The sequence below is a fragment of the Pseudomonas izuensis genome, assembly GCF_009861505.1.
In the GTDB taxonomy this organism is placed as follows: domain Bacteria; phylum Pseudomonadota; class Gammaproteobacteria; order Pseudomonadales; family Pseudomonadaceae; genus Aquipseudomonas; species Aquipseudomonas izuensis.
Map to the genome: position 1 here is coordinate 1 of NZ_WTFT01000032.1, position 22,218 is coordinate 22,218.

Consider the following 22,218-nt stretch of genomic DNA (forward strand, 5'->3'; position numbering starts at 1 on the left):
GCCGCGCCACATCGGATCGCTGGCGCCGACAATCAACAGCTTGGTGGGATGGCGAGGGAACACGGCTTGTACTTGTGGCCAGACAAACGTCAGCAGGGTCAATACATCCATACGCCGCATGCCCTGCCCCTGGGGCGAGGCCACAGTGACTTCGGTTTCTCCCAGACGGGTGCGACGGCTGCCAAGATGACCGGCGAGCATCCAGCCGGTAGGCCGGTCGAACAATCGGGAGACGTTATCGATGCGGAACTTGTTCTTGCCGATTCGCGGCCAGGCGGTTTCGACGCTTTTCCAGCCGTTGGGCAGCTCGAATTCCAGGCGTGACACCAGTTCGATGCCGTCCTGCTGATCGAGTTTGGCCGCAGGCACCAGATCGTCACCGCGCAGCAATGCCCAGGTCGGGGTCATGCGGGTGTCGAAGCTGCCGCTCTTGCGGCCGTGGCTGATCCGTACACGGTAGGTCAGGCTGGCCTTGTCTGCGGCCGGGTGCCAGACACCGCGGGTCTGTGTACCCGGTGTCAGCTGCCACTGGCCGTCGGCCTTGAAATCGCTGTAATGACTGCCGTCGCCCAGGTCGAAATCCAGGCTGCGCACCGCCGATCCTTGCGCGAGTGTGAGGCGCACTTCAGCCTGGTCACTTTGTGGCAACAGGCGCACGTGGTAATCCAGATCGACCTTCTTCGCCGCCCACACGGGTGAGCTCAGGGTCAGAAGCCCAACGACCAGCGCCCGCCGCCATCCCACAGCCATACACACTCCTTGTTGAAACTTAACCCGCGCGGAAAATCAGATGGTCTTCCCAATCCTCTTCGGCCACGCTGCCTTCGGCGAGCATGCGCCCGGACTGGGAAATGCGCTCGTGATGCACCGCATCGCGATCCCCGCATACCAGGTGATGCCACAACGGCAAATCCTTGCCCTCGCTGACCAGGCGATAGCCGCAGGTCGGCGGCAGCCATTTGAATTCGTCGGCCTTGCCCGGTGTGAGCTGGATGCAGTCCGGCACCGAGTCGCGACGGTTCGGGTAATCGCTGCACTGACAGGTTTTCAGGTCCAGCAGTTTGCAAGCGATACGCGTGTAATAGACGCTGTTGTCGTCTTCATCTTCAAGTTTTTGCAGACAGCACAGGCCGCAACCGTCGCACAGCGATTCCCACTCCTCTTGATCGAGTTGATCGAGGGTTTTGCGTATCCAGAACGGTTCGACTTTGGCGGCCATGGCTCAAGCATCAACATCAGGTGGTGAAAAGGCCGCCAGTCTAGTGCCCGCAGCTCTGCGGGCCAAGCATTGGCGACTGCCGGTAGATCGGGGGCTTGTCAGTTTTTGCGTCGACAAGTAGCTTTGCCAGTCGCAAGGAGCCAGACCTGCCTGCCATTAACGCTCGACCGCGTTGCATTACGGTGATCCGCCACGGCTCTCGAGGAACCTTATCGCCCAGCTCAACTGTGCCCGCAGGTTTCAGACGTCCCTCACTTTCAAACGTAGCAAGGAATCTCTTGATGAGTGCAAACCCACGCGTTGCCGATTACGCCATCCACCCTCAATTCACCGACCGCTGGTCACCTCGCGCCTTCACCGGTGAAACCATCCCCGAAGAAACCCTGCTGAGTTTCTTCGAAGCCGCACGCTGGGCACCTTCGGCCTACAATTCGCAACCCTGGCGCTTTCTTTACGCGCGTCGCGACACGCCGAACTGGGAGCGTTACCTGGGCCTGCTGAACGAGTTCAACCGCAGCTGGGCGCAACACGCCTCGGCCCTGGTGATCGTGATCTCGAAGACTACCTTTACGGCGCCCGGCGCCAGCGAAGAAACCCCGGCCCTGTGGCACACCTTCGACACCGGTTCGGCCTGGGGCCACCTGGCCCTGCAAGCGAGCATCAGCGGCTGGCACACCCACGGCATGGCCGGTTTCGATCAGGAACTGACCCGCAAGGAGCTCAACGTTCCCGAGGGCTATGCACTGCACGCTGCCGTCGCGATTGGCAAACTGGGTGACAAAGCGACCCTGGCCGAGTATCTGCAAGCCCGCGAAGAACCAAGCCCGCGCCGTCCGCTGAGCGAGCTGGCTGCCGAGGGCGATTTCACCCTCTAAGCCACAACATAGATACCCTGTAGGAGCGAGCCTGCTCGCGATGGTGTGTCAGTCACATTGGTATCGACTGACACACCATCGCGAGCAGGCTCGCTCCTACAGGGGTCATGGTGGATTTAATAACCGCGATCGAAATCCACTTCCCCGCGCAACGCCTCACCTGCCTGATAGGCCCGCAGGTTCTCGATAAACAGCTTCACCATCAAGGATGGCGAAGTCGGTGCCGAACTGTGGCCGGTCAGCAGCAAGCCCCAGGCTGTCCAGAACGGATGGCGCTGCGGCAGTGGCTCCTGGCGGCAGACATCGATCACGGCTCCTGCCAGATGGCCTTCTTTCAAGGCTTCCACCAGGTCCGCATCGACCACTGCCACACCGCGCCCGACGTTGATGAACAACCCGGTCGGCTTAAATTGCTTGAACAGCGCCGCATCGTAGATATCGTGAGTGTTCGGGGTATTTGGCAGCAAATTGACCACGTAATCCACTTGCCCGACCAAACGTGGCAGGTCGGCCAGCGAACCGACTTCGACAAACGGCGCCTGCTCGCGGGCCTCACTGGCGACGCCATACAACTCGACACCAAAGGGTACGAGGAACTGCGCCACCGTCTGCCCGATATCACCAGTGCCGACGATCAGCACCTTGCGTCCCGCCAGGCTCTGGCCATGGCGACTGTCCCACTTGCGCTCGACCTGGCTGACCAGCCGTGCCAGCACTTCCCGTTCATGACCGAGCATGTAGGTGAGCACATACTCGGCCATGACCTGACCGAATATCCCCACAGCGCGTGTCAGACGATAGTGGCGTGGCAGGCCATCGGCCAGCAGTGGCGTAATGCCCGCCCAGGTCGATTGCAGCCATTGTGGCTGATGCCCCTGACGCAGCAAGGTCGCCAGCAAGTCAGGCTGGCCGAGCCAGACCGGACACTCGGCGGCCTGTCGGGCGAGTTCGGCGGAGTCACCGCTGGTCAGCACTTCCAGTTCCGGCGCAGCCTCGCGCAGCAGTTGGGCGTATACAGGGTGGTCGTGTTCGGCAATCAGAACGCGCATGCTTCAACCTTTCAAAAAAGCGCTGCAGACGACCGTCGACGCAAGACTGCTGCGTCGTCACGGCCATCGCCAAAATCATTCCAGTGTTTCACAAAGGCTCTGAATAGAGCCTGTCTGCCGATTACATCGGGTCGTTGCGTCGCAACAATTCTTCCGGCAAGTGCTCGATGTATTCCTCTTCAGCCGGTGGCATTTGCAGGTGGTAACCCTGCTTCTCGAGGTTCTCCAGCACGACGGTAATGTCCTCGCGCGACAGTTTGCGCTCGGGGCTCAGCACCAGGTCGAAAGCGTGGATGGGTTTACCGAAAGCAGCCATCAGGGGCTCCGGTACGCGCTCAAGTGCATCGCTCTTGAGTACATACAGGTACATCTCGTTTCTCTTCGGACTGCGGTAGATCGAGCAAATACGTTTCAAGGCTGTTCTCCGGCGGTGGCCAGGCTGTCTAGCAGCGCCTGGCCCATCAGCTCGCGGCGCCAGCCACGCAGCGATTCAGGCAATTGGTAGGGACCATTGGGGAAGCCGCTTTTGAGCAGCGCTTCCAGGGTTTTCTTGCGCAGCATCAGCTCTGGCGCGATGTTCAGGCGCTCAGCCTCGGCTTGGCCGATGGCTTTCATCTGCTTGAGCAGCGCCGCGGCGTCCACCGGCAATGGCTCCGGCACAGCAGGTGGCCATTGATCAGGCGACACACTGCCAGCGCGCTTGATCAGACCAAGCAAAAACTCACCGTCCTGACGTACGGTTCGCGGGTGCATGTCTTCGATTTTCGCCAATGCGCCGAGGTTGTCCGGTTGCGTGCGCGCCAGTGGCCACAACGAATGCTCGCGGATGATACGGTTGCGCGGCAGGTCACGGGCGCGTGCTTCTGTCTCGCGCCAGGCGCAGAGTTCACGCAGCACAGCAAGTTGGGCGCGCGACAGTTTCCAGGCCAGCTTGGCGTCGCGATAGACCTCGTACGGGTCAGTCTCGCGGCGCAGGTTGGCGACCAGTTCGGCGCCGTCTTCCAGGACCCATGCATATTTGTCGTCAGATAGCTTCGGACGCAGCTGTACGAAAAGCTCCGCAAGGTGCACGGCGTCTTCAGCGGCGTAACTGATCTGGGTTTCGGAAAGCGGACGTTGCAGCCAGTCGGAGCGGGTCTCGCCCTTGGGCAGGTCAATGCCGAGCACTTCCTGCACCAGCCGCGAATAGCCCATGGAAAAACCCAGGTTCAGGTAAGCGGCGGCCAGTTGTGTGTCGAACAACGATGCCGGCAGGCTGCCGGTCAGGCGCAGCAGAACTTCAAGGTCTTCGCTGCAGGCATGCAGGACTTTGACCACTGCCGGGTTTTCCAGCAACGCGGCCAGAGGCTGCCAGTTGTCGATGGTCAGCGGATCGATCAGGTAGGCGCGCATGCCATCGCCCACCTGCAGCAAGCCGGCGATCGGATAGAAGGTGTCGACCCGCATGAATTCGGTGTCGAGGGCAACGTATGGCAACTGCTGCCACTCGGCGCAAAACCGGCCGAGGCTATCGTTGTCGCGAATCCAGTGAATATCGATGGCCACACGGCTCTCCCTTGAAGAATGGCGCGCAGTATATATCGCCCCCGGCGATTTCCGCGCATCCACTGAACAAGAGCATTTGCGAAAATACCTGCTTATCGAAAAGAATAGTCCGACAAAGCCGGGCTAGCCGACCTTGCGCAACACGTAAACCCGCATAGGCGCGCAGCCGGGAAAGAAATCCTGATGGCTGAGCAAGTGAAAACCTGCCTGCCTGAACTCGGCCTCCACCTCGATCTTGCTTGCCAGCGGTCGGGCTGCAAGCCCTTCCACGTCTGTACGCCGCGCCTTGAATCGACCTCCGACCCGCACCGCGACAATCACCGTATCGCGACTGACCCGGTGAAACTCGCCGAGCATCGCCAGGCGATGCTCGGGGTTGGCGAGGTGTTGGAACAGCTGCATGCAAAAAACACAGTCAACCGCATTTTCCGACAGACCAATGGTGAAAGCCGAGCTTTGAAAGGTCCTGATCCGCTTCAACAAACTCTGTGGATGATGGGTTCTGGCATGGTCGAGAATGTCCTGGGATGGGTCGTTCGCCAGAATTACCCGGTTCGCATGCTCGGCCAGCACCGGCCAGAAGCGCCCGACACCACAGGCCACATCGAGGATCAATCCCGGCTCGCCGGCGACCTTGAGCGCACGACGCACCAACTGCTCCTCACGCCAGAACGCCAAACGCCCGGCCAGGGTCTGCGCCTGCGGCTGCAAGCAGACGCGGGCGTGCTCCTGGTCGTAGCGCCGGGCGAACTCAAGCTCAATGGCGGATGGGGACTGGGCAGTCATGTGTGATGGCTCTTGATTAGCGGTGTATCGGCCGCCGGTAAACGGCCGTTGCATCATGAATAGTTAAGGTACTCATTTCTTGGCCAGCACGCTGTCGATCGCCGCGCCACGGCAACCGGCAAACATATCCAGTTGCGGGTCATAGACCTTGCTGTCGACTTCCAGCAGCCCCAGCATCGAATGGAACAGGTTGTCCTGGCTCAAGGGCTTGTCACGGCCCTGTTCCAGGCAGTGGGTGTCTACCGAAAACGACTTTTGGTAGCTGTCGGAGAACCACGCCAGCATGGCCACGTGTTTCTGTTGCTCCGGTGCCAGCATGTAAGGCGTGCCGTGCAGGAAAAGGTTGAACTCGCCCAGGGATTCACCGTGATCCGACAGGTACATCATCGCGGTATCGACCTTGTCCTGGTTGCTGCGCAACAGATCGATCAGGGTGGACAATACATGGTCGGTATAGACCAGCGTGTTGTCGTAGCCGTTGACGATACTTTCGCGACTGCAATTGTTCAGTGCGTTACTTTCACAGACCGGGGTAAAGCGTTCGTACTCTTTCGGGTAGCGCTTGAAGTATTCAGGGCCATGACTGCCCATTTGATGCAACACCAGCACCGTGTCTTTATCAAGCTTATCGATGAACTGCTGTAAACCTTGCAGCAGGATTTCATCACGGCATTCACTGTTGGCGCACAGCACCGGGTCTTTCAGGTCACTGACATCTTCGATAGTCACGCGGTTGCAAGTGCCTTTGCAGCCAGACTGGTTGTCGCGCCAGATGACATCGAGACCGGCGCGCTTGAGCACGTCAAGCAGGCCTTCTTCATTCTTCGCCTTACTGGCGTCGTAGTCCTTGCGGCCCATGTTGGAAAACATGCAGGGCACCGACACCGCGGTTTCCGTGCCGCAGGAATGCACATCCGTGAAAGCAATCAGGCCCGCCTCTTTATTGAGTTTTGGCGTGGTATCGCGGTTGTAACCAAGGATGCCGAAGTTCTCGGCCCGCGCACTTTCACCCACCACCAGGACGGTCAGGGATTTGCGGGTATGGGTTTGCCAAGCGGGGTTTCGCTGGGCATCTTCACCGACTTTGACAAAGGGTTGCTGTGCGGAGACGACCTGTTCACGCAGGTAACCAAACGACGCACCGATGTAGTTGCTCGGCACCACCATCAGGCGCAATTCATGGTGATTGCGAAACAACGACGAAAGCCCTTGGTAGTTAACCAGGGCGACGCCACCGATGACCGCAGCCGAAGCAATGCTCACCAGAACTTTACTTAATAGCTCACGATGCCAGCGACGATAATTGATCGGCGTTTTCCACAACAACCACGATGGCAAAACACCCAGCAAAACAATATAAACAAGCAATTTTAGCGACAGTAAATCGCGTACTTCCGTGGCATTGGTTTCAGCAAAGTTGCGAAACATGCCGGCATCGATCAACACGCCATACTGGCTCATGAAATAAGCCACGCCAGCACTGACCATGAACAGCAGCGTCAAGACCGGCTTCATGACAGGACGGAACGCCAGCAAGGTCAGCACAATGTTGAAGGCGGCAAGAATCATCGCCCCGAAAGCCACGCGCATGACGATGCCTTTACCATCAGCCGTGGTGATTTCAAACAGGTGCTGCCACAGCACCAGGTTGAAGGCTGTCAATAAAAAGGCGCTGGCTATCAGTGTCACCCACTCTGGGCGCACGGCTTTAATCTTCAACATGGTAATCGGCTGTTCCTGAAAAGTGATGCCGCCGGCGAGTGTGAAAAATTCATTTTTCGCGGCAGCTCAAAGTCTAACCATTCGGCCATCAATTTTTTGTGAAAAGGACGCCAACGAATGGTTTCACCTCGAAATTCGACTAAAACGTTCAGCTTATTTGAGAATGGTTCAGCTGCGGGTCAGGCTTCGCAAGGTAAGAAAAATCCCCTGCGCAAGCGAGCAGGGGACCTTCGTTGCTCCCGTATTATTTAATTTCCAAATACCACCCCGGACTTTCTGATTTGCCGCCTCCGGCCTCCGCGCGCCTAATCGACTCCCTGTTGCTCAAGGACCGATCATGGAAAACATTCGCGCCCTCTCCCGCCCCACCCTCTGGTTGATTTTCGGCATCGTTGTCGTCGCCCTGAACCTGCGTCCCTCCATGGCTGCGGTCGGGCCTTTGCTGTCGGCGATTCGCGGCGACATCCCGCTGAGTTTCAGTCTGGCCTCGCTGCTGACCATGCTGCCGGTAGTCGCCATGGGCCTTGCGATGTTCTTCGGGCTTGCGATCAGCCGTGCCCTGGGCGAACACCGCACGATTGTGCTGTCGCTGCTGATTATCGGTGTGGCCACGATGTCGCGCCTGTTCCTCGATTCGGCGGCAGAACTGATCTTGAGTGCGGTGCTGGCCGGCATTGGCGTTGCGCTGATCCAGGCGCTGATGCCGGGGCTGATCAAGTCCCGCTTCAGCGACAACGTCGCCCTTTGCATGGGGCTCTACGTCACGTCGATCATGGGTGGCGCCGCCATCGCCGCCTCTTTCGCGCCCTTGGTGATGGCTCGCACCGGCAGTTGGCGCGCAGGCCTGGCGATCTGGTCGCTGCTGGCAGTACTGGCGCTGCTGTTCTGGTGCGCCCAACGCTCAAGACTGCCCGCGCAGAATGCAAAGTCATCTGGCAACGCTTCCTTCTTCTCCAGTGCGCGCGCCTGGTTACTCGCGGCATTCTTTGGCCTGGGCACGGCATCCTACACCTGCGTGCTCGCCTGGTTGGCCCCGTACTACGTGGAAAAAGGCTGGAGCGAACAACAGGCGGGATTATTGCTGGGCTTGCTGACGGCCATGGAAGTGTTGTCGGGTCTGTTGACCCCCGTTATCGCCAATCGCAGCCGTGACCGGCGCCTGGTGCTGATGGTGTTGCTGGCACTGATCATGGCCGGTTTCTGCGGGCTGGTCCTTGCTGCGCAACACTTGAGCCTGTTATGGCCATGCCTGTTGGGCCTGGGTATCGGCGGGCTGTTTCCGATGAGCCTGATCGTATCGCTGGACCACCTGGACGATCCCCGCCACGCCGGTGGGCTGACCGCATTCGTGCAGGGCATCGGCTACCTGATCGCCGGTCTCTCGCCCTTGATCGCCGGGATGATCCGCGACCGACTCGGCAGTTTCGAGTGGGCCTGGTGGTCACTCACCGGGGTCATGGCACTGATGCTGCTGATGGTCTTGCGCTTCAATCCACGGCACTACGCCCGCCACATCCACTGACCGGGAATCCCACCATGAAACACAGCGGTTTCGCCGTCGCTCACGCCGGCATGTTGCTTTGGGCCTTGTTGATCGCTGCTTCGTTTGCTGCCGCGGCGCAGGTCAGTCAAGCCATCGACCCGGTTCTACTGACCGGCCTGCGCCTGCTGTTCTGTGCCCTGGTGTTTTTACCCCTTCTGCTGATCAAGGGCGATAGCCCCATCACCGCCCGCGGACTGCTCGGCCATGGCGTACTCGGCTTGTTGCTGGCGGTGTATTTCGGTTCGCTGTTCGAGGCGCTGCGCTATACCTCGGCAGTCAACACCGGAACGCTGTTCACCCTGGTGCCACTGCTGACGCTGGCTTTCGAAGCCGTGTTGATTCCCGGCAGCAACCTGAAACAGCGGGTGATTCCGATGCTGATTGCCGCTGCCGGGGCTGTGTTGCTGGTGATGAAGGGGACCGGTCCGGGCGAACTGCCTTCGCTCTACGCGCTGTCGGTGTACGGCGCCGGTTGCCTGGCGATGGCGCTCTACTCGCCCCTCAGCCAGCGACTCAAAGCCAATAGTCTCAAAGGTCGCGGACCGGTGGGCATGACGTTTTGGAACATGCTGTTCGGGGCACTGTTTCTGCTGGGGCTCTGCGGGCTCAGTGGCGGCTGGCAGTCGGCGTCATTGCTGACGATGAGTGATCTTTACTGGCTGATGTACCTGGCGTTGTTCGCCACCCTGGCGACGTTCTGGCTGCTGCACCGGGCGATCGGCGTGATCGCTCCGTCCTCGGTGATTTCCTACATCTACCTGAGCACGCTGTTTATTACGATGTTTCACTGGTTCTGGTGGCGTCAGCCGCCACAGCCGCTGGAGGTGATGGGGGCAATGTTGGTCGGGGTCGGTATGCTGGCGCTGTTAATGTCCAGCCAAAATACGATGCCCGACACGGTTCAGAACTGAAATCTGACAGGCCGTTTTCCTCGCTCCGTCATTCCGCTAGGATCAGTCGCACAAGATTGCGCACGCTCAGCGCAACGAGCTCTTCGAGACGGAATGGATGCTGAACAGTAACGTGTTAAGAAAACTGGATATGCAGGACCTCATGGTGTTCGTCGCCGTGTATGAGCAAAACAGCGTCACCGGGGTTTCCGAGGCGCTGTGCGTCAGCCAGTCCACCGTGAGTTATTGCCTGAAAAAACTGCGCAGCAGCTTCGAAGACGAGCTGTTCATCAACACTCGCACGGGCATGCGACCCACTTACAAAGCCGGCAGCATGTACCCCCACGTACTGACGATCCTCGAAAACATCAACCTGTGCCACGCCGTGGCGCCCGCGTTCGATCCGGCCTTGCAACCGGCGACCTTCAACATTTGTGCACCGGAATACTTCGAGCAGTTGGTCCTGCCGCGCCTGTTGAGAAACTTCGCATTCGCCGGACTTCCAGTAATGGTCAATGTGCAAAAGCTCGAAACCGACATCCCGGCCGACGCACTACGCGATGGCAGTCTCGATCTGGTGATTGGATTCGGTCCGAACTTTCATCGCAGCCATGGCGACTTCAACGTACGGACCTTGCTGGAAGATGATCTGATTTGCGTCTTCGATCAGCGCGCCGCACCACTGGAAAAGCGCCTGAGCCTGCAAACCTTCGTTGAACGCCGGCATGTATTCCCGACACCCTGGACGTCCACCACCAACATGGTCGACGGCTGGCTGGCACAGCAGGCCCGGCAGCGGCTGATTATTGCGCGGGCCAACAGCTACAGCGCGGCACTGAAGATGATTGCCGGCACCGACTTCATCCTCACCCTGCCGCGGCGCATCCAGCGATTACTGGCCGACGAGGCCATCTTCGATCACCGTGAAGCGCCCTATGGCTTACCGGGCTTTACCCTCGATATGCAGTGGAGCCAAAGCGTCGATCAGGACAGTGCCAACACCTGGTTGCGAGAGCAAGTGATCAAGGCCTGCGCCGAACCGCTGTGATCTGACATTCATACGCCGATGGCGGTTTTGGTATACGACTCACGATCGATGTCGAGCAGCTCCACGCACAACTGGACCTCAACCCCCTCCGGCCACTCACACAGATCCTTCACCACCGCCAGCAGACTTTCGGACAGTTGCTGCTTGATCTGTGGCGAACGCCCGCTCAACAGCGCCAGCTTCACATGCACGAACGCCCGTTCTGCCAATGCCGTGCCGACCTTGAACGTCTCGACCTTGACCGCACGACTCTTGATGTCGAATTCGGCACCGAACTGACCTGAAGCCACCAGCGCATTGTTAAGCCGTATCAAGGCTACATCGGCATTCAGATCAGGCAGGTTGGCGGTGTATTCCAAGTGCAGGTGAGGCATGACGTAACTCCTGAAGGTCGGTGGAAAGTTCACACATATAGCACGGCGTTGCCCTGCTCACTGGGACAGCGACAACAGATTTCGTTCCCCCATGAAGGCCTCAAGCCGTGAGCGTAGCCAGCGCTCGGCGGGGTCACTGTCGACATGACTGAGCCACACCATGGACAGCTCGAGGGTCGGTGTCTTGAACGGAAATGGCTCCTTGAACAACTGCCCCGTGGCTGCCATCGCCTCGGCGGTGTAATCCGGCAGGCTGGCAATCAGATCCGTACCGGCCAGCAACGCCGGCAATGAACTGTACTGTGGCACCGAAAGCACTACCTGACGCGAACGGCCGAGCTGCGCCAGCCACTCATCGGCGAACCCGCTGACGTTGGCGATGTGGGAAACCAGCACATGTGGGCGCGAGCAATACTCATCGACGGTCAGCGGCGTATCGGACGCATCGGCACGCAATACGGCGGGGTGGATGTGTCGCAGCAATTTGCGCTTGGCGTTGGCTGGCAAGCCGCGAGTCTGGGTGACACCGACCGTTATATCGCCGGACGCCAGGAGGTCGGAAACCCGCCAATGATCGACATTCTGCACCACGAAGACCACCTTCGGCGCTTCCTGACGCAACGCACGTAGCAGCGGCGGCAACAGACCGAATTCGACATCGTCCGACATGCCGATTCGAAAGGTCATGGTGCTGCTGCTCGGGTCGAAATCATGGGTCAGGCTCAACGCCACGGACAACGAATCCAGCGCTGGCGACAAGTGCCGAAAAATCTCCTCGGCCCGCGCCGTCGGCTCCATGCGATGGCCGACGCGGATGAACAGCGGATCATTGAACATCGTACGCAAGCGGTTGAGCGCCGAACTGATGGTGGGTTGACCGAGAAACAACTTCTTCGCCACTTTGGTGACATTGCGCTCCAGCATCAGCGCTTCAAACACCACCATCAGGTTGATGTCGGCCTTGCGTAGTTCGTTGCGATTCATCCTTTGCACCCACGCGCATTAACTGTCGACAGTGTAGGGAGATGCCGCAATCGGCGTCTATGCGGCGGAACAAATAGCCTCAGGCATTTACGTTTAATGCGAATGCGTTCACGCGCCTCGCCCTACAGGCTTTTCCTGATTTCCTTGCACACCTGGCGGGACGCCCGTGCGCCCCTAAGCTCAGGAGGCCCAGGGCAACCGCTCTTGGCTTAGCGAACTCAAGGAGCTACTCAATGGCTAGAGATAAAGCGAAAGACGACAAACACTTCAACTGCACCCAACCTCACGAAGCCGACTACGTCGCCGGCCTTTACCCTCATGCAAAGGAAGAGGTAAAAACCTTCCTGGCCTCGGCCTGCAAGGACAAATCCCTGCACAATTCCACCCACAAGGACGTCTACGACTTGATCAAGAGAAAACTGGGCCACTCGCAACCGTAATACCGCCCGGTTTAAACGAAGCTGCTCTGAGTGAGCAGCTTCACCGCCTGAAACCTATATCTCCTTGATCGGGGTCTGGTCGCAAGTACCCTTGATCAAGCTGATGGCATGCACGCAGTCAGACTTATTGACGTAAGCCTCCCCACTGGCAATCGTTTCATGATTGCCCGCCCGTAAACGCCACCGCCATTGGCCCTTTCCATGCTGAACGGTGCCACGGGTTTGCCTGTAAATCTCAAAATACATTGCTCGCTCCTTGCGATTGCTGATGACGACAGATCAGTGATCTGTGGGAGCCAGAGTAGATGGGGATTTTTATAGGTGGACTGATTGAGTGTCAGGGAATATTTCGTGAGGAAAAGCCTCGAATCACAGGGCGAACAATGGATTCGGGGGGCAGTAAATTGAACGACAGGGATGAGTCACTATTCCCTTAGATAGGCATATTTTTCTTACACAGGATTACTGCTTGATCCGACACTCGATTTTTCAAACAGAAAAGCCGGACAAACAAAAAAGCCCCGTAGCTTTTCAGCTACGGGGCTTTTTCTATGTATGGCGGAGAGATAGGGACTCTCAGATTTACCATTCAAAACCCAATAAACTCAGCACCTACGGCATATAAACGATCTTTTGGGTAGAATTTATGGGTAGAATCAGCATTTCCTCCAATGATCGGAACACTCCCATGGCAGACAATCTGGTGCAACGCGGCGGGACTTGGCATGTGCGTTTCGATATCCCAAAAGACGTACAAACAGCGTTTGGAAATCGGAAGATCCTCAGCCAGAGCCTTGGCACAGGTAGCCGGACCGAAGCCATGCGTCTTCGTTTGTCTGTCCTATCTTTGTGGAAAACTCAGGTGGAGGAAATCCGCAGCCAGAAACTCGCCAATGGTGATAAATGGCGCGAATCATTAGCCCAGGCTGCTGGCGACTCTAGACGCACTCTAACAAGGAAGGTGAATGATGCCTTGGACGGTATCCAGCCTCTGCAACAAAGAGGACCTGAGTACATGTCAAGCTTGCTTAAAGCCTTGGAACCGTCATTTGCAGTAAGCATGGCAGAGTATATAGACGCAGGAATCGAACCGGAGGCGGCAGCAGGCATCATTGAGCTTTTGAAAAAGGAACTCACCACTAGCGGTATGGAAAGTATCGGGTATCACAAACAGGTACATGACGCTTTGAGAGATGTACGGCTAAGGTACGCTATTGAAGATCACCACCTGTCCGCATCAGAAGCGAGCGAGGCGCAGGTGATCCTAACCGACCCGGCAGCGTTCAAGCCCAAGAGCCCCATCAGCAAACACATGCTAGACGCATGGAAAGCCCACCTTGAGCATCAGCTGGACTCTGAAAAATCCAGAGACGCCCATATAAGCCGTATCCAACGCCTATCGGAATATATGACGTCAGAAGGTAAGCAACTCTCCTTCGACACTGTGCATGACTTCCTAGAATCAGTATCAAGCGCTCGGAAAACACGTCAGCAGTACCTCTGGAGTGGACGTGAATTTTGGCAGTGGGCCTGTAAGTATCACTCAGCCTTCCGTGACCAGTTCGCTAAGGTCAATTCGCCTTTTGAGGGGCACAGCCTTCCCAAAGTGGGCAAAGCTTCAGGTGAGAGCTACGTTCCATTCACCGCTACTGAGGTTGAACATCTACACGCCAAAGCAATGGAGCGCGGAGATATCCCTTTAGCCAATCTGATCGTGTTCGGAGCATTTACTGGGTGCAGGCTTGAGGAGATGGGCAGACTCAAACCGGAAGACACAATACTCAAGGGCGGCAAGCCAGTCGGATTCAAGATCAACGAAGCGAAAACATCGGCTGGCGTAAGGCAAGTGCCTATACACCCCGGCCTCCTTCCCTTGTACAACCATCTATGTAGCCAGGCTGAGGCCAACGACGGTTTTCTATTTCCGGGGGGTAACAACAAATACGGAAACAGACTTGATGCGTTGTCCAAAAGGTTTGGACGGTTGAAGAAGGACTACTACAGCCATTTGCATACGTTTCATAGCATCCGAAAAACGGTAGTCACAGAGTTGCATCAACGAGGAGTAACAATGGAGATTTTACCGTTTATCGTTGGGCATGAATCTAAAGCATTCACGCTAGACGTGTACAGTTCCGGCCCTAGCTTCAAACAAAAGCAAGCTGCCATAGGAAAACTAAAATTCTCTTTCGCCGGGATTCTCTGCGTCCAGTAAGCGATGCGGTGACTCAGAAACGCCCAAATATTCGAATATTAAGGGACTTTATTAGGGCTGGAGACGCTTCAGGCCAAAATCCGTCTCAGCGCTTTGCTTTAAAATTAACGTCGTTTTATAGGTTAGTTCTTTCACTAAAACTTTATTTCATCCTTTGTATTCCCAATACCCGTTTATTACTGTAAAATTGATACCCTCTTGTAAAAAACAAGATCGGATTGTCCTTAATCGGTTAAATGGTCGGCTAGTGTGGTGGATTTGTGTCTTCCCGCATGAACTGGCAGCAACAATCTTAAATAGCGACCTACTGTGAGTGATGGGACAGGTCGATGGGTGAGCTTAAAGTCAGCACCCCCCAGCAGCTCTGTTAAAGCTGTGTGAATGCTATCTGACTAGATTGGGCGTTATCAGTGTCCCAGTTCCGAAGGCGGCTACCCCTACCCGTGGTAGACCGTACTGAATCTGATGTTTGGATTCGATCTACCTCGCTCCCAATTTTGATGGCATCTATTGCTTTTACGGGTATGGAGCAGGAAGTACTTCAGGTTAAAGGCTCGTACCCAGTCTTAGGCAGAGCGCTTGCTTTGTATGGCTACGGGTAAGGGTAGCTTTTTACCGAAGTTCTCCTGCAACCCATTTTGATTTAGTAAGCGCTATAGATAATTAATACAATTCAACCTGTATAACATCTAGCAAACATTAATAATCCATACAAACTGATAATAAGTAGTAAATTGTTACATGTATATAACTAAATAGTCTTAATTATTTTTGTGAACTATTGCAATTTCAAAATTAATTCTGTAACATGTTCCTTATAAAGAAAGAACTAACAGCAAAGCTTATCTCCAGCTCTACCCTCTCTCGCATACTCTCTCTGTTCCAAAATGAATTGCTATAACCGGAATCTTCCACTATATGTGTCTGTATTGGCAATTCGAGAAGCCCGAGTCTTACCTCCTCGGCAACTAAAGACTGAATAGCTTTTACTATTCGGTCTTTTTTATTAAGACCAACCCACAATTTAAGGTTTTCATTTCGCCTTGTTGTGGGTTTTTTTGTGCATTCAATTCTTTAATCTTGAATATTCCAAATCAATACGGAGGGCATCTTAACGCCTATGAAACTTTTAAAACTATGTAAGTGGTGCAACACCGAGATGGTCACCACACGAAGCTCCAAAGTCCTTTGCTCTCAAAAATGCCATAACTCTTTTCATTACTGGAGACATAAGAATTACCCAGGTGAAGGGCCAGCCGTAGCGTTCAAATTTATAGATGACTGCCTTGCCAAAAGCGAACACCCAAATTCCAATCATCCTATCAACGTAGAGAAGGAACTAAAAACAATGCCTGACGATTAACAACCAAAGCTGTAGCTACACAAACAATAACCAAGCGCCATAAACAAAATAAGGCAAACAAAAAGGAACACCAATGAACCAATGTATTGTCTGTAATAAAGAGTTTACTCCCACTAACGCAAACCACCGGGCTTGTGGAAACCCATGCGTCGTAAAAGTTTACTCCTCACGCAAGAAGGTGCGACTACAAATCAATGCAGCGCTGAAGCTTCTGAAGACTCCAGATGACATCAAGGACTTCGACAAGTCACTACAAGACGTGCTGGAAGGAGTGTTGCAATGAGGACCAACCTTAACCAACGCTCTAGCTCTGAGTTACTTGAAATTATGCAGCACTATGGCTACACATCAACCAATCACACACTAAACATAATTATTTCGACATTATACGAGTCACTATTTAATCCATCCCATAAAAACCCATCAGATGAGGTAAACACCAATGACAAACGCAGCACCAGCAATCAATAACAACTCTGCAATTGAAACATTAAAGTCTCGCTTTGTCCGAATCCCTTCTCAAACTGCCTATCCTCGATTCCGTGATTTAGTAACAGGTATTGATCAAGGAGATGCGGGGATTCTCTCCCATTACTATTCGCAGCAAGGTGGAGCAGAACATCAGGCTCCGTATTTACTTGCTTGTTTGCCGTGGGCATACGGCGAAGGCTTCCAACCTAATGGCGGTACAGTATTGGATGGCGGTTTGATTAATCTCTGGAAAGCACCTCTCATCCAGCCCACAGGTAAGGTGGTTACACGCGAACAGGTTGCCCCATTTCTCGAATTCCTATTGCGTTGGTTCCCGGATGAAAACGAGAGACGTTATTTTGGATGGTGGTTGTCTCACGTGGTGCGTAAGCCTGAGCAGCGCATCATTGCCACCCCAGTCCTACGGAGCCAGCATGGCGTTGGTAAGGGGTTTCTAGTAGAAACACTACTGTCAGGTCTTCTGGGCCGATCCTCGGTCTGTGTATGCGCCTTGAAGGACGTGGTAGGCGATTTTAATGATGTCATCGAAGGCAAAACACTCGCCTTGGTGGATGAGGTGTATAAGTCGAAGAAGAGCACAACCGACGCACTCAAAAGTTTTCAGGGTAACGCTACTATTCCGCTGCACCGGAAACACAAGCCTACAATTACAATTGATAACTACCTTAATTTTATCATCACCAGCAACGACCATCTGCCGCTTGTATTGGAAAAAGGTGACCGCCGTTTCTGGATACCTGGCTTTATTCGCCATCGCGAAGATGTAACAGAAACAGCAATGTTCCTAAACGAACTTCTCAAGCCTTGGCTTTTGAATGGTGGGTTTCAGCTGGTGCGGGACTACCTTGAACAGGTGGACTTATCCATGCACCGTCCGACTGATGCACCTCCTATGACGGTCAGTAAACAGGAACTTATGGGTTTCAGTAGCGCTGACAAGCTAGAGGATCTTCTTTCTGCTGTAGCCGAAAGCAATAAAGTTCTGACAGTAAAATGGGTAAAGGATCACTACGCTGATGAGTTCGACCACGGCCTATCAGATATGGCAGTCGCAAACGCACTTTTAAATATGGATTGTAAGCAACGGAAAACCAAGCTTCAGCGATTCTATATTACCCCGTTTGGGTTTGAGTCAGGTCTTACACTAGCCTCAACAACCAAAGAGTTGGAAGGTGCAATGCCGGCAGGATTATTCTGATTTGGGGCATATGGTAGACAGGAAGACATCTTGGTAGACACCCTTAAAACAAAGCTGTCTACCACGAGCATCCCTTTATCCGTGGTTCTCAGAGGCAGGTAGACAGGGTGACACCTTTGCAGCATCTTTTTTAAATAGAGTTATAGTAAGTCAAAGAACGAAACGTAGTGTAGTGAATTGACGTAGGCTAAGCGATAGCGCAAGCCGCAAGATGTTTCTCCCCCCCTTCAAAATACAATTTAAATAAACAGTATTCGCTCTAACAAGAGCAAATCAACGGACGCTATTGTCCAAATTAAACTAAAGAGGTAATAAAAATATGACAACCACTAAAACCACAGTAACCATTCCTGCCTACTTCTCTCAAGAAGAGTTGAACTCTAGACAAGAGAAGGCAAAATACAATTACATCAGTGGGCATGTACGCCGTTCGGAATTTGGCTCGACATTTGTATTAGATAGCTGCTTTGTTTTCCATGACACTACACTGGAGTCCTTCGTAGATGGATTGGTGAAGCTAGCAATCAACGGCCAGACACGCCATACATACAGCAACATTGTCACTGGCGTTGGCTATTACTCTGCTCACGTTTACAAGACACCCTCAGAGCAAGATGACGATCTTCAAGTAATCATGAAGGACGTAGAAGAAAGCTACCGGAGCGAGCTTGCCGAAGAGAAGCAGAAACAAATTGAGACGCTGACTGAACAACTCCTTGCCGCAGAACTTAACAAGGAGCAAAAGAAAGAAGAAGACCGTCTCAGTAAGCTACGGATTAAAGCCCAACAAGAGGCACAAGAATTCTTTAAATCTGTAGCGGAGTCAAAATAATGGAAGACATGAATAGCACAGAGCAGCTAAACCTAACCCGAGACCTAATCCTTAAAAAGTTTCACCCGGATCAGTACGAATCTGAACAACTGGCGAAACAAAATAAACTTTCAGACCTACTAGCCTTTGTTGAAGGGGTTGTTTCACAGCACAACCTCCAGAAAGAGGAAGATAAGGCTCAAAAGGAAAACAACATTCTTTTCAGATCAGAGGATTCTCCTTCAAACAAGAGAGCAGAATTAGAGAACCTAATCAAAAAGCTTTCCGGTAGTAAAAAATAGTCAGCAAGCAGGACTCAGTTTTTGCTGATTTAAATAGATAGCTTATGCACAAAACTGTTACAGGCCTGATTGTACGGGCCTGTTAGCAGTGCTCGACCAAGCACAGCAGTCCTCCGATCTTGTATATACAACTAAAATACAACAAACCAACCTCAAACATCTTTAACAAGGATTTTTATGCTAACCGATACAAAAAAGTGTCACCTGAATACAACCCTTTTGACTTTTAATGCAATCGCTCTTGTGGTCATTGGTTTTCTATTCCATCAGGCTCGTCCGGTGCCAGTAGATTCGTCTGTGATTCAAGACAGGATTACGAGTTTAAATATTTATTCTGAGATCAGGCACAACAACCTTTCTGCCAGTCATGACCAACTCAAGAATGACTTAGAAAGTCGAATGGCAATACTCGAAAGCCGGGTAAAGCTTTTGCAAGGTCGCAACCAGTGACCTACTTTTATTGGTTTATCTTGAAGGCTTCAGCAGACAAACCAGACAGCAACACCAAACCTTCTATCGATTCGTTCTCGCCCATTAGAGAGCGCTGGCAGTATCTAGAGAGGTCCGGGGACTGGTCAGTGCAGATCCAATCTGAAGTCACTCCCAGCGAAGCTGTAGGTTTATATTACGGCCTCACGGCTATGTCACGCAGCTGGATCAACGGTGCCGTATTGGTTAATGGGGAGGCTGTCGGGGGGCCATGGGACTCAGAGGCATTTCCTAGATTCGTAGACGGATATGCACTCACTTACGCAAGTGCTGAGATTATTCCATTGGCATAACTATTCGCGCATTCACGCCTACTTCTTGAAGGTAGTGTAACAATCCACCACCGTCGATTAATTCAATAGGCTTATCTTTTGCAAAATTGAATGCATCGGGACCGTAACCGCTTGTTGTGACCAGGATACCCTTGTTCGCTCCCTCGTTCATCATCGTCCCATATAAGTCTCGCACAGCCGACACCCCCACTGTATGTCGATATCGCTTGGCTTGGATAACTACCTTTCCCCCAATAATAGGCCGTGTATCAAATGCTACGCAGTCCACGCCGCCGTCTCGTGATGACTGCGTTAATTTGGCATCAAGCCCTAATTCTTGAAAAAGCTTAACAATCAACCGTTCGAACTCATACGGGTTCAAGTCCATGAGGTTCTGGGCAGAGCTTAGGAAGGACATATCACCTTCACCTACAAAGCGTCGGTCAGTCATATTGAATTCGATGATGGGCTTTACAGCTTGTAGCTCCGATGCGCTTCGAGACACATGGGAACCTAGGTTACGAACGCATAACCGTGGGTCTACGTGTTCCAGATCGATTGCTTCCAGTTTCTCTTTGGTGGTTCTGGTCGAGATTAGGCAGGGCCTGACCTTCATGCCTGTTGATCTATCAATGGTGTCTAAGTAGCCGTTGAAGCAACATACCTCCACAACCCCAGCGACATCCGAAGCGAACACCTCGTTCAAGACTTTCAGCGCGATAGCAGAGATGAGCCTCGTGTAGTCGTCGTCAATATCTTTAGCTTTGCGGCGCTTGCCCACGATCTTGTCACTTGACTTTACATATCGGAAATCAAACTCATCGGGTATGACATCCAATTTAGGAAGTTCGAAATCTACTATCAGTTGCTTGGACGAACCTGCATAAGTGGTCTTGACCTTCCGAGTAAGCGATTTGGGATAGGGTGATGTTTCCAATATCTTCTTGACGTACGCCCCAACTACGAACTCATCACCGTCCCGGTAATTCTGTTTGAGCCTACTTTTCTTCAGCGTAATAGCCTCGTTATGTGCCACCGCCTCCTTGTGTGACCGCTCGAAGTCTTCTCTAAACTTCTCCAGCTCTGACAGCCTGGCTTTTTCCGAGTCCTCCCACGCACTTAGGGCATGCTGGTATAGATACGATTGCTCTTCGTCCGCATTGATCAACCGCGAAGCATGCCCCGGATAGAACCTGCTCAATATCTCTATCCATCTGCTTTGCCGGAAGTCTTCTATCTTAGGAGGTGCAGCGCATTGCACCAAATGAGACGGCACAGAGGAATCGGGAAGGGGAACCGGTTCGTAAAGCGAGTTAAAGTCGAGAAAATGTTGCGCCTGAAGACTCTCATGCAAAATGTTTTCGTAGGTTTTAAATATCTCTTCAGTCCTTTGATTCTTCAACGAAGCTTCCGCTTCACGTTTTTGGACGTGTCGTTCTTTAATTTCTCGAAGGGTTGGGCGTGGTTTCTCCTCGGACGGGCTGTCATCCCAGCCAGTCCACGCCTCCACATCTACCCGCTGACTGAATGGGTTTAACTTTTTGAGTAACCAAGGTTGCTTGGAACGATGCGCTCTCCAGAAATCCCACACGTAGTAGATTGCGAGCGTGATCAGGAGCACATAGAAAAATTCCATCTTATGGGGCTTCCATGATTGGTGAAGTACTTAGAGCGCAACGTACGGCAGATTGCCACTGCGACAGAGCCCAATCAAGCACCGCCTATTTCGGCAACGTTTACCGCTTCAACCGCTATCAAAGGAGTCTAGTTCTCCGGTAGTCCGTAGACCGTCCGTCGCACCCCGCATTTTACTATCAATAATCTATTCCATAGAGACTAAAGATAAATTATCATTGATCTATCAAATCAAGACTCTAAAGGATAGCTAGCCATGAACGCCCACCTCTACCTGCGAGCCAGTACCAAGGATCAGGACGCTAATCGTGCAAAAGCTTCGCTTGAAGCGTTCGCGTCAGAAAAGGGCTTGGTCATTGCTGGCATTTATAGTGAGAACATCAGCGGGACCAAGCTCAACCGACCTGAGTTGCTGCGCCTGCTGGATACTGCCGAGAAAGGTGAAGTGCTACTAGTAGAGTCTGTAGACCGCCTGAGTCGCCTGTCGCAGGCTGACTGGGATACGCTCAAGGCCACGATCAAGGACAAGGGCCTACGCCTGGTTATTGCCGATCTGCCCACCAGTCACATGATGGTCGAAGACAAGGGCATCACTGGTCAGATCATGGAAGTGATCAACAACATGCTCTTGGACCTCATGGCTACCATGGCGCGACTAGATCAAGAGAAACGTGTGGAGCGCATCAAGCAAGGATTGGAGAACAAGAAGGCCGCCGATCCAGAGTGGAAGCCAGCAGGCAAAGCTAAGAACTCTGCAATGTGGGAGAAGGTTGCAGGTCTGATGGCCAAGCACCCATCGATGTCTGCTGATCAGGTCGCCAAGCTTGCTGACTGTGGTGTGGCTACGGTGTACAGGATCAAGCGCGAGATGAAGACCGCTGAAGCGTAAGGTGCAATGCCCTCAAGAACCGTCTTTTCTAGGCGGTTTCAGGTCCACTGAGGCGTTTTAGCGTCTCGCCCATCAAA

20 protein-coding genes and 1 pseudogene are annotated in these 22,218 nt (G+C 53.5%); 10 read left to right on the top strand and 11 right to left on the bottom strand.

The annotated features are described in order from the left end of the window. Together GPL81_RS23325 and GPL81_RS23330 are read right to left on the bottom strand one after the other, a co-directional pair. Positions 1-750 (bottom strand): annotated as a pseudogene (locus tag GPL81_RS23325) (hypothetical protein); the annotation flags it as partial. Between the two features lie 19 nt (positions 751-769). Continuing rightward, complete coding sequence (locus GPL81_RS23330) at positions 770-1,219, bottom strand: YcgN family cysteine cluster protein (RefSeq protein ID WP_160107822.1); 450 nt, start codon at positions 1,217-1,219, stop codon at positions 770-772. Positions 1,220-1,500: 281 nt separating this feature from the next. On the opposite strand from GPL81_RS23330, the gene GPL81_RS23335 reads away from it, so the two are divergent. Then, positions 1,501-2,094 (top strand): nitroreductase family protein, encoded by a 594-nt coding sequence (locus tag GPL81_RS23335; RefSeq protein WP_096512977.1) that lies wholly within the window; start codon positions 1,501-1,503, stop codon positions 2,092-2,094. A gap of 116 nt (positions 2,095-2,210) precedes the next feature. On the opposite strand, the gene GPL81_RS23340 is transcribed toward GPL81_RS23335, so the two are convergent. From GPL81_RS23340 to GPL81_RS23360, 5 genes are all read right to left on the bottom strand, one after another. After that, a complete protein-coding gene (locus GPL81_RS23340; RefSeq protein ID WP_160108627.1) occupies positions 2,211-3,143 on the bottom strand; it encodes a D-2-hydroxyacid dehydrogenase in 933 nt (310 codons plus the stop codon). A gap of 121 nt (positions 3,144-3,264) precedes the next feature. Then, a complete protein-coding gene (locus tag GPL81_RS23345; RefSeq protein WP_096512979.1) occupies positions 3,265-3,558 on the bottom strand; it encodes a YcgL domain-containing protein in 294 nt (97 codons plus the stop codon). After that, positions 3,555-4,688, bottom strand: coding sequence for a ribonuclease D (rnd, locus tag GPL81_RS23350; protein WP_160108628.1), 1,134 nt, complete (start codon positions 4,686-4,688; stop codon positions 3,555-3,557). The genes GPL81_RS23345 and rnd overlap by 4 nt, the downstream gene beginning before the upstream one ends. Positions 4,689-4,811: 123 nt before the next feature. Then, complete coding sequence (locus tag GPL81_RS23355) at positions 4,812-5,474, bottom strand: class I SAM-dependent methyltransferase (protein ID WP_160108629.1); 663 nt, start codon at positions 5,472-5,474, stop codon at positions 4,812-4,814. Between the two features lie 72 nt (positions 5,475-5,546). Beyond that, positions 5,547-7,196, bottom strand: coding sequence for a phosphoethanolamine transferase (locus tag GPL81_RS23360; RefSeq protein WP_160108630.1), 1,650 nt, complete (start codon positions 7,194-7,196; stop codon positions 5,547-5,549). A gap of 337 nt (positions 7,197-7,533) precedes the next feature. On the opposite strand from GPL81_RS23360, the gene GPL81_RS23365 reads away from it, so the two are divergent. The 3 genes from GPL81_RS23365 to GPL81_RS23375 all read left to right on the top strand — a co-directional run bounded on the left by GPL81_RS23365 (position 7,534) and on the right by GPL81_RS23375 (position 10,677). Beyond that, positions 7,534-8,718 carry a cyanate transporter gene (locus GPL81_RS23365; RefSeq protein WP_160108631.1) on the top strand — a complete coding sequence of 395 codons (1,185 nt, stop codon included), beginning with the start codon at positions 7,534-7,536 and terminating at the stop codon, positions 8,716-8,718. A 14-nt stretch (positions 8,719-8,732) separates the two neighbouring features. Continuing rightward, positions 8,733-9,650, top strand: a complete 918-nt coding sequence (locus tag GPL81_RS23370) for a DMT family transporter (RefSeq protein WP_160108632.1) — start codon at positions 8,733-8,735, stop codon at positions 9,648-9,650. Between the two features lie 97 nt (positions 9,651-9,747). After that, positions 9,748-10,677 carry a LysR family transcriptional regulator gene (locus GPL81_RS23375; RefSeq protein ID WP_160108633.1) on the top strand — a complete coding sequence of 310 codons (930 nt, stop codon included), beginning with the start codon at positions 9,748-9,750 and terminating at the stop codon, positions 10,675-10,677. Between the two features lie 8 nt (positions 10,678-10,685). Here the strand turns inward: GPL81_RS23375 and GPL81_RS23380 are convergent, their stop codons facing one another. Both GPL81_RS23380 and GPL81_RS23385 read right to left on the bottom strand, forming a co-directional pair. Continuing rightward, positions 10,686-11,051 carry a 5-carboxymethyl-2-hydroxymuconate Delta-isomerase gene (locus tag GPL81_RS23380; protein ID WP_160108634.1) on the bottom strand — a complete coding sequence of 122 codons (366 nt, stop codon included), beginning with the start codon at positions 11,049-11,051 and terminating at the stop codon, positions 10,686-10,688. 57 nt (positions 11,052-11,108) lie between these two features. Next, on the bottom strand, positions 11,109-12,035 hold the full coding sequence (locus tag GPL81_RS23385) for a LysR substrate-binding domain-containing protein (RefSeq protein ID WP_160108635.1): 927 nt from the start codon (positions 12,033-12,035) through the stop codon (positions 11,109-11,111). 233 nt (positions 12,036-12,268) lie between these two features. Between GPL81_RS23385 and GPL81_RS23390 the strand changes: the two genes are divergently transcribed. Next, complete coding sequence (locus tag GPL81_RS23390) at positions 12,269-12,475, top strand: hypothetical protein (protein WP_160108636.1); 207 nt, start codon at positions 12,269-12,271, stop codon at positions 12,473-12,475. A 54-nt stretch (positions 12,476-12,529) separates the two neighbouring features. Here GPL81_RS23390 and GPL81_RS23395 read toward each other — a convergent pair whose 3' ends face one another. After that, positions 12,530-12,721 (bottom strand): YegP family protein, encoded by a 192-nt coding sequence (locus GPL81_RS23395; RefSeq protein WP_096512989.1) that lies wholly within the window; start codon positions 12,719-12,721, stop codon positions 12,530-12,532. A 442-nt stretch (positions 12,722-13,163) separates the two neighbouring features. Here GPL81_RS23395 and GPL81_RS23400 point away from each other — a divergent pair, with 442 nt between their 5' ends. The 4 genes from GPL81_RS23400 (at position 13,164) to GPL81_RS23415 (ending at position 18,856) form a co-directional block, all read left to right on the top strand. Next, the gene (locus GPL81_RS23400; protein ID WP_160108637.1) at positions 13,164-14,690 is read left to right on the top strand and encodes a DUF6538 domain-containing protein; all 1,527 of its coding nucleotides are present in this window, start codon (positions 13,164-13,166) and stop codon (positions 14,688-14,690) included. 1,805 nt (positions 14,691-16,495) lie between these two features. Next, positions 16,496-17,743, top strand: coding sequence for a primase-helicase family protein (locus GPL81_RS23405; RefSeq protein WP_160108638.1), 1,248 nt, complete (start codon positions 16,496-16,498; stop codon positions 17,741-17,743). A gap of 319 nt (positions 17,744-18,062) precedes the next feature. Then, complete coding sequence (locus tag GPL81_RS23410; protein ID WP_160108639.1) at positions 18,063-18,575, top strand: hypothetical protein; 513 nt, start codon at positions 18,063-18,065, stop codon at positions 18,573-18,575. Beyond that, complete coding sequence (locus GPL81_RS23415) at positions 18,575-18,856, top strand: hypothetical protein (RefSeq protein ID WP_160108640.1); 282 nt, start codon at positions 18,575-18,577, stop codon at positions 18,854-18,856. Before GPL81_RS23410 ends, GPL81_RS23415 begins: the two co-directional genes overlap by 1 nt. Positions 18,857-19,621: 765 nt before the next feature. Here GPL81_RS23415 and GPL81_RS23425 read toward each other — a convergent pair. Continuing rightward, positions 19,622-21,253 carry a restriction endonuclease gene (locus GPL81_RS23425; RefSeq protein WP_160108642.1) on the bottom strand — a complete coding sequence of 544 codons (1,632 nt, stop codon included), beginning with the start codon at positions 21,251-21,253 and terminating at the stop codon, positions 19,622-19,624. A 255-nt stretch (positions 21,254-21,508) separates the two neighbouring features. Between GPL81_RS23425 and GPL81_RS23430 the strand changes: the two genes are divergently transcribed. Further along, complete coding sequence (locus GPL81_RS23430) at positions 21,509-22,141, top strand: recombinase family protein (protein ID WP_160108643.1); 633 nt, start codon at positions 21,509-21,511, stop codon at positions 22,139-22,141. Positions 22,142-22,218: the final 77 nt, after the last annotated feature.

Excerpts from the sequence above, each read along its gene's own strand:
- GPL81_RS23375 (WP_160108633.1), top strand. The coding sequence starts at position 9,748 with ATGCTGAACAGTAACGTGTTAAGAAAACTGGATATGCAGGACCTCATG.
- GPL81_RS23430 (WP_160108643.1), top strand. The coding sequence starts at position 21,509 with ATGAACGCCCACCTCTACCTGCGAGCCAGTACCAAGGATCAGGACGCT.
- GPL81_RS23385 (WP_160108635.1), bottom strand. The coding sequence starts at position 12,035 with ATGAATCGCAACGAACTACGCAAGGCCGACATCAACCTGATGGTGGTG.
- GPL81_RS23395 (WP_096512989.1), bottom strand. The coding sequence starts at position 12,721 with ATGTATTTTGAGATTTACAGGCAAACCCGTGGCACCGTTCAGCATGGA.
- GPL81_RS23415 (WP_160108640.1), top strand. The coding sequence starts at position 18,575 with ATGGAAGACATGAATAGCACAGAGCAGCTAAACCTAACCCGAGACCTA.
- GPL81_RS23355 (WP_160108629.1), bottom strand. The coding sequence starts at position 5,474 with ATGACTGCCCAGTCCCCATCCGCCATTGAGCTTGAGTTCGCCCGGCGC.
- GPL81_RS23370 (WP_160108632.1), top strand. The coding sequence starts at position 8,733 with ATGAAACACAGCGGTTTCGCCGTCGCTCACGCCGGCATGTTGCTTTGG.
- GPL81_RS23405 (WP_160108638.1), top strand. The coding sequence starts at position 16,496 with ATGACAAACGCAGCACCAGCAATCAATAACAACTCTGCAATTGAAACA.
- GPL81_RS23335 (WP_096512977.1), top strand. The coding sequence starts at position 1,501 with ATGAGTGCAAACCCACGCGTTGCCGATTACGCCATCCACCCTCAATTC.
- GPL81_RS23410 (WP_160108639.1), top strand. The coding sequence starts at position 18,063 with ATGACAACCACTAAAACCACAGTAACCATTCCTGCCTACTTCTCTCAA.
- GPL81_RS23400 (WP_160108637.1), top strand. The coding sequence starts at position 13,164 with ATGGCAGACAATCTGGTGCAACGCGGCGGGACTTGGCATGTGCGTTTC.
- GPL81_RS23365 (WP_160108631.1), top strand. The coding sequence starts at position 7,534 with ATGGAAAACATTCGCGCCCTCTCCCGCCCCACCCTCTGGTTGATTTTC.
- GPL81_RS23330 (WP_160107822.1), bottom strand. The coding sequence starts at position 1,219 with ATGGCCGCCAAAGTCGAACCGTTCTGGATACGCAAAACCCTCGATCAA.
- GPL81_RS23425 (WP_160108642.1), bottom strand. The coding sequence starts at position 21,253 with ATGGAATTTTTCTATGTGCTCCTGATCACGCTCGCAATCTACTACGTG.
- GPL81_RS23360 (WP_160108630.1), bottom strand. The coding sequence starts at position 7,196 with ATGTTGAAGATTAAAGCCGTGCGCCCAGAGTGGGTGACACTGATAGCC.
- GPL81_RS23340 (WP_160108627.1), bottom strand. The coding sequence starts at position 3,143 with ATGCGCGTTCTGATTGCCGAACACGACCACCCTGTATACGCCCAACTG.
- GPL81_RS23380 (WP_160108634.1), bottom strand. The coding sequence starts at position 11,051 with ATGCCTCACCTGCACTTGGAATACACCGCCAACCTGCCTGATCTGAAT.
- GPL81_RS23390 (WP_160108636.1), top strand. The coding sequence starts at position 12,269 with ATGGCTAGAGATAAAGCGAAAGACGACAAACACTTCAACTGCACCCAA.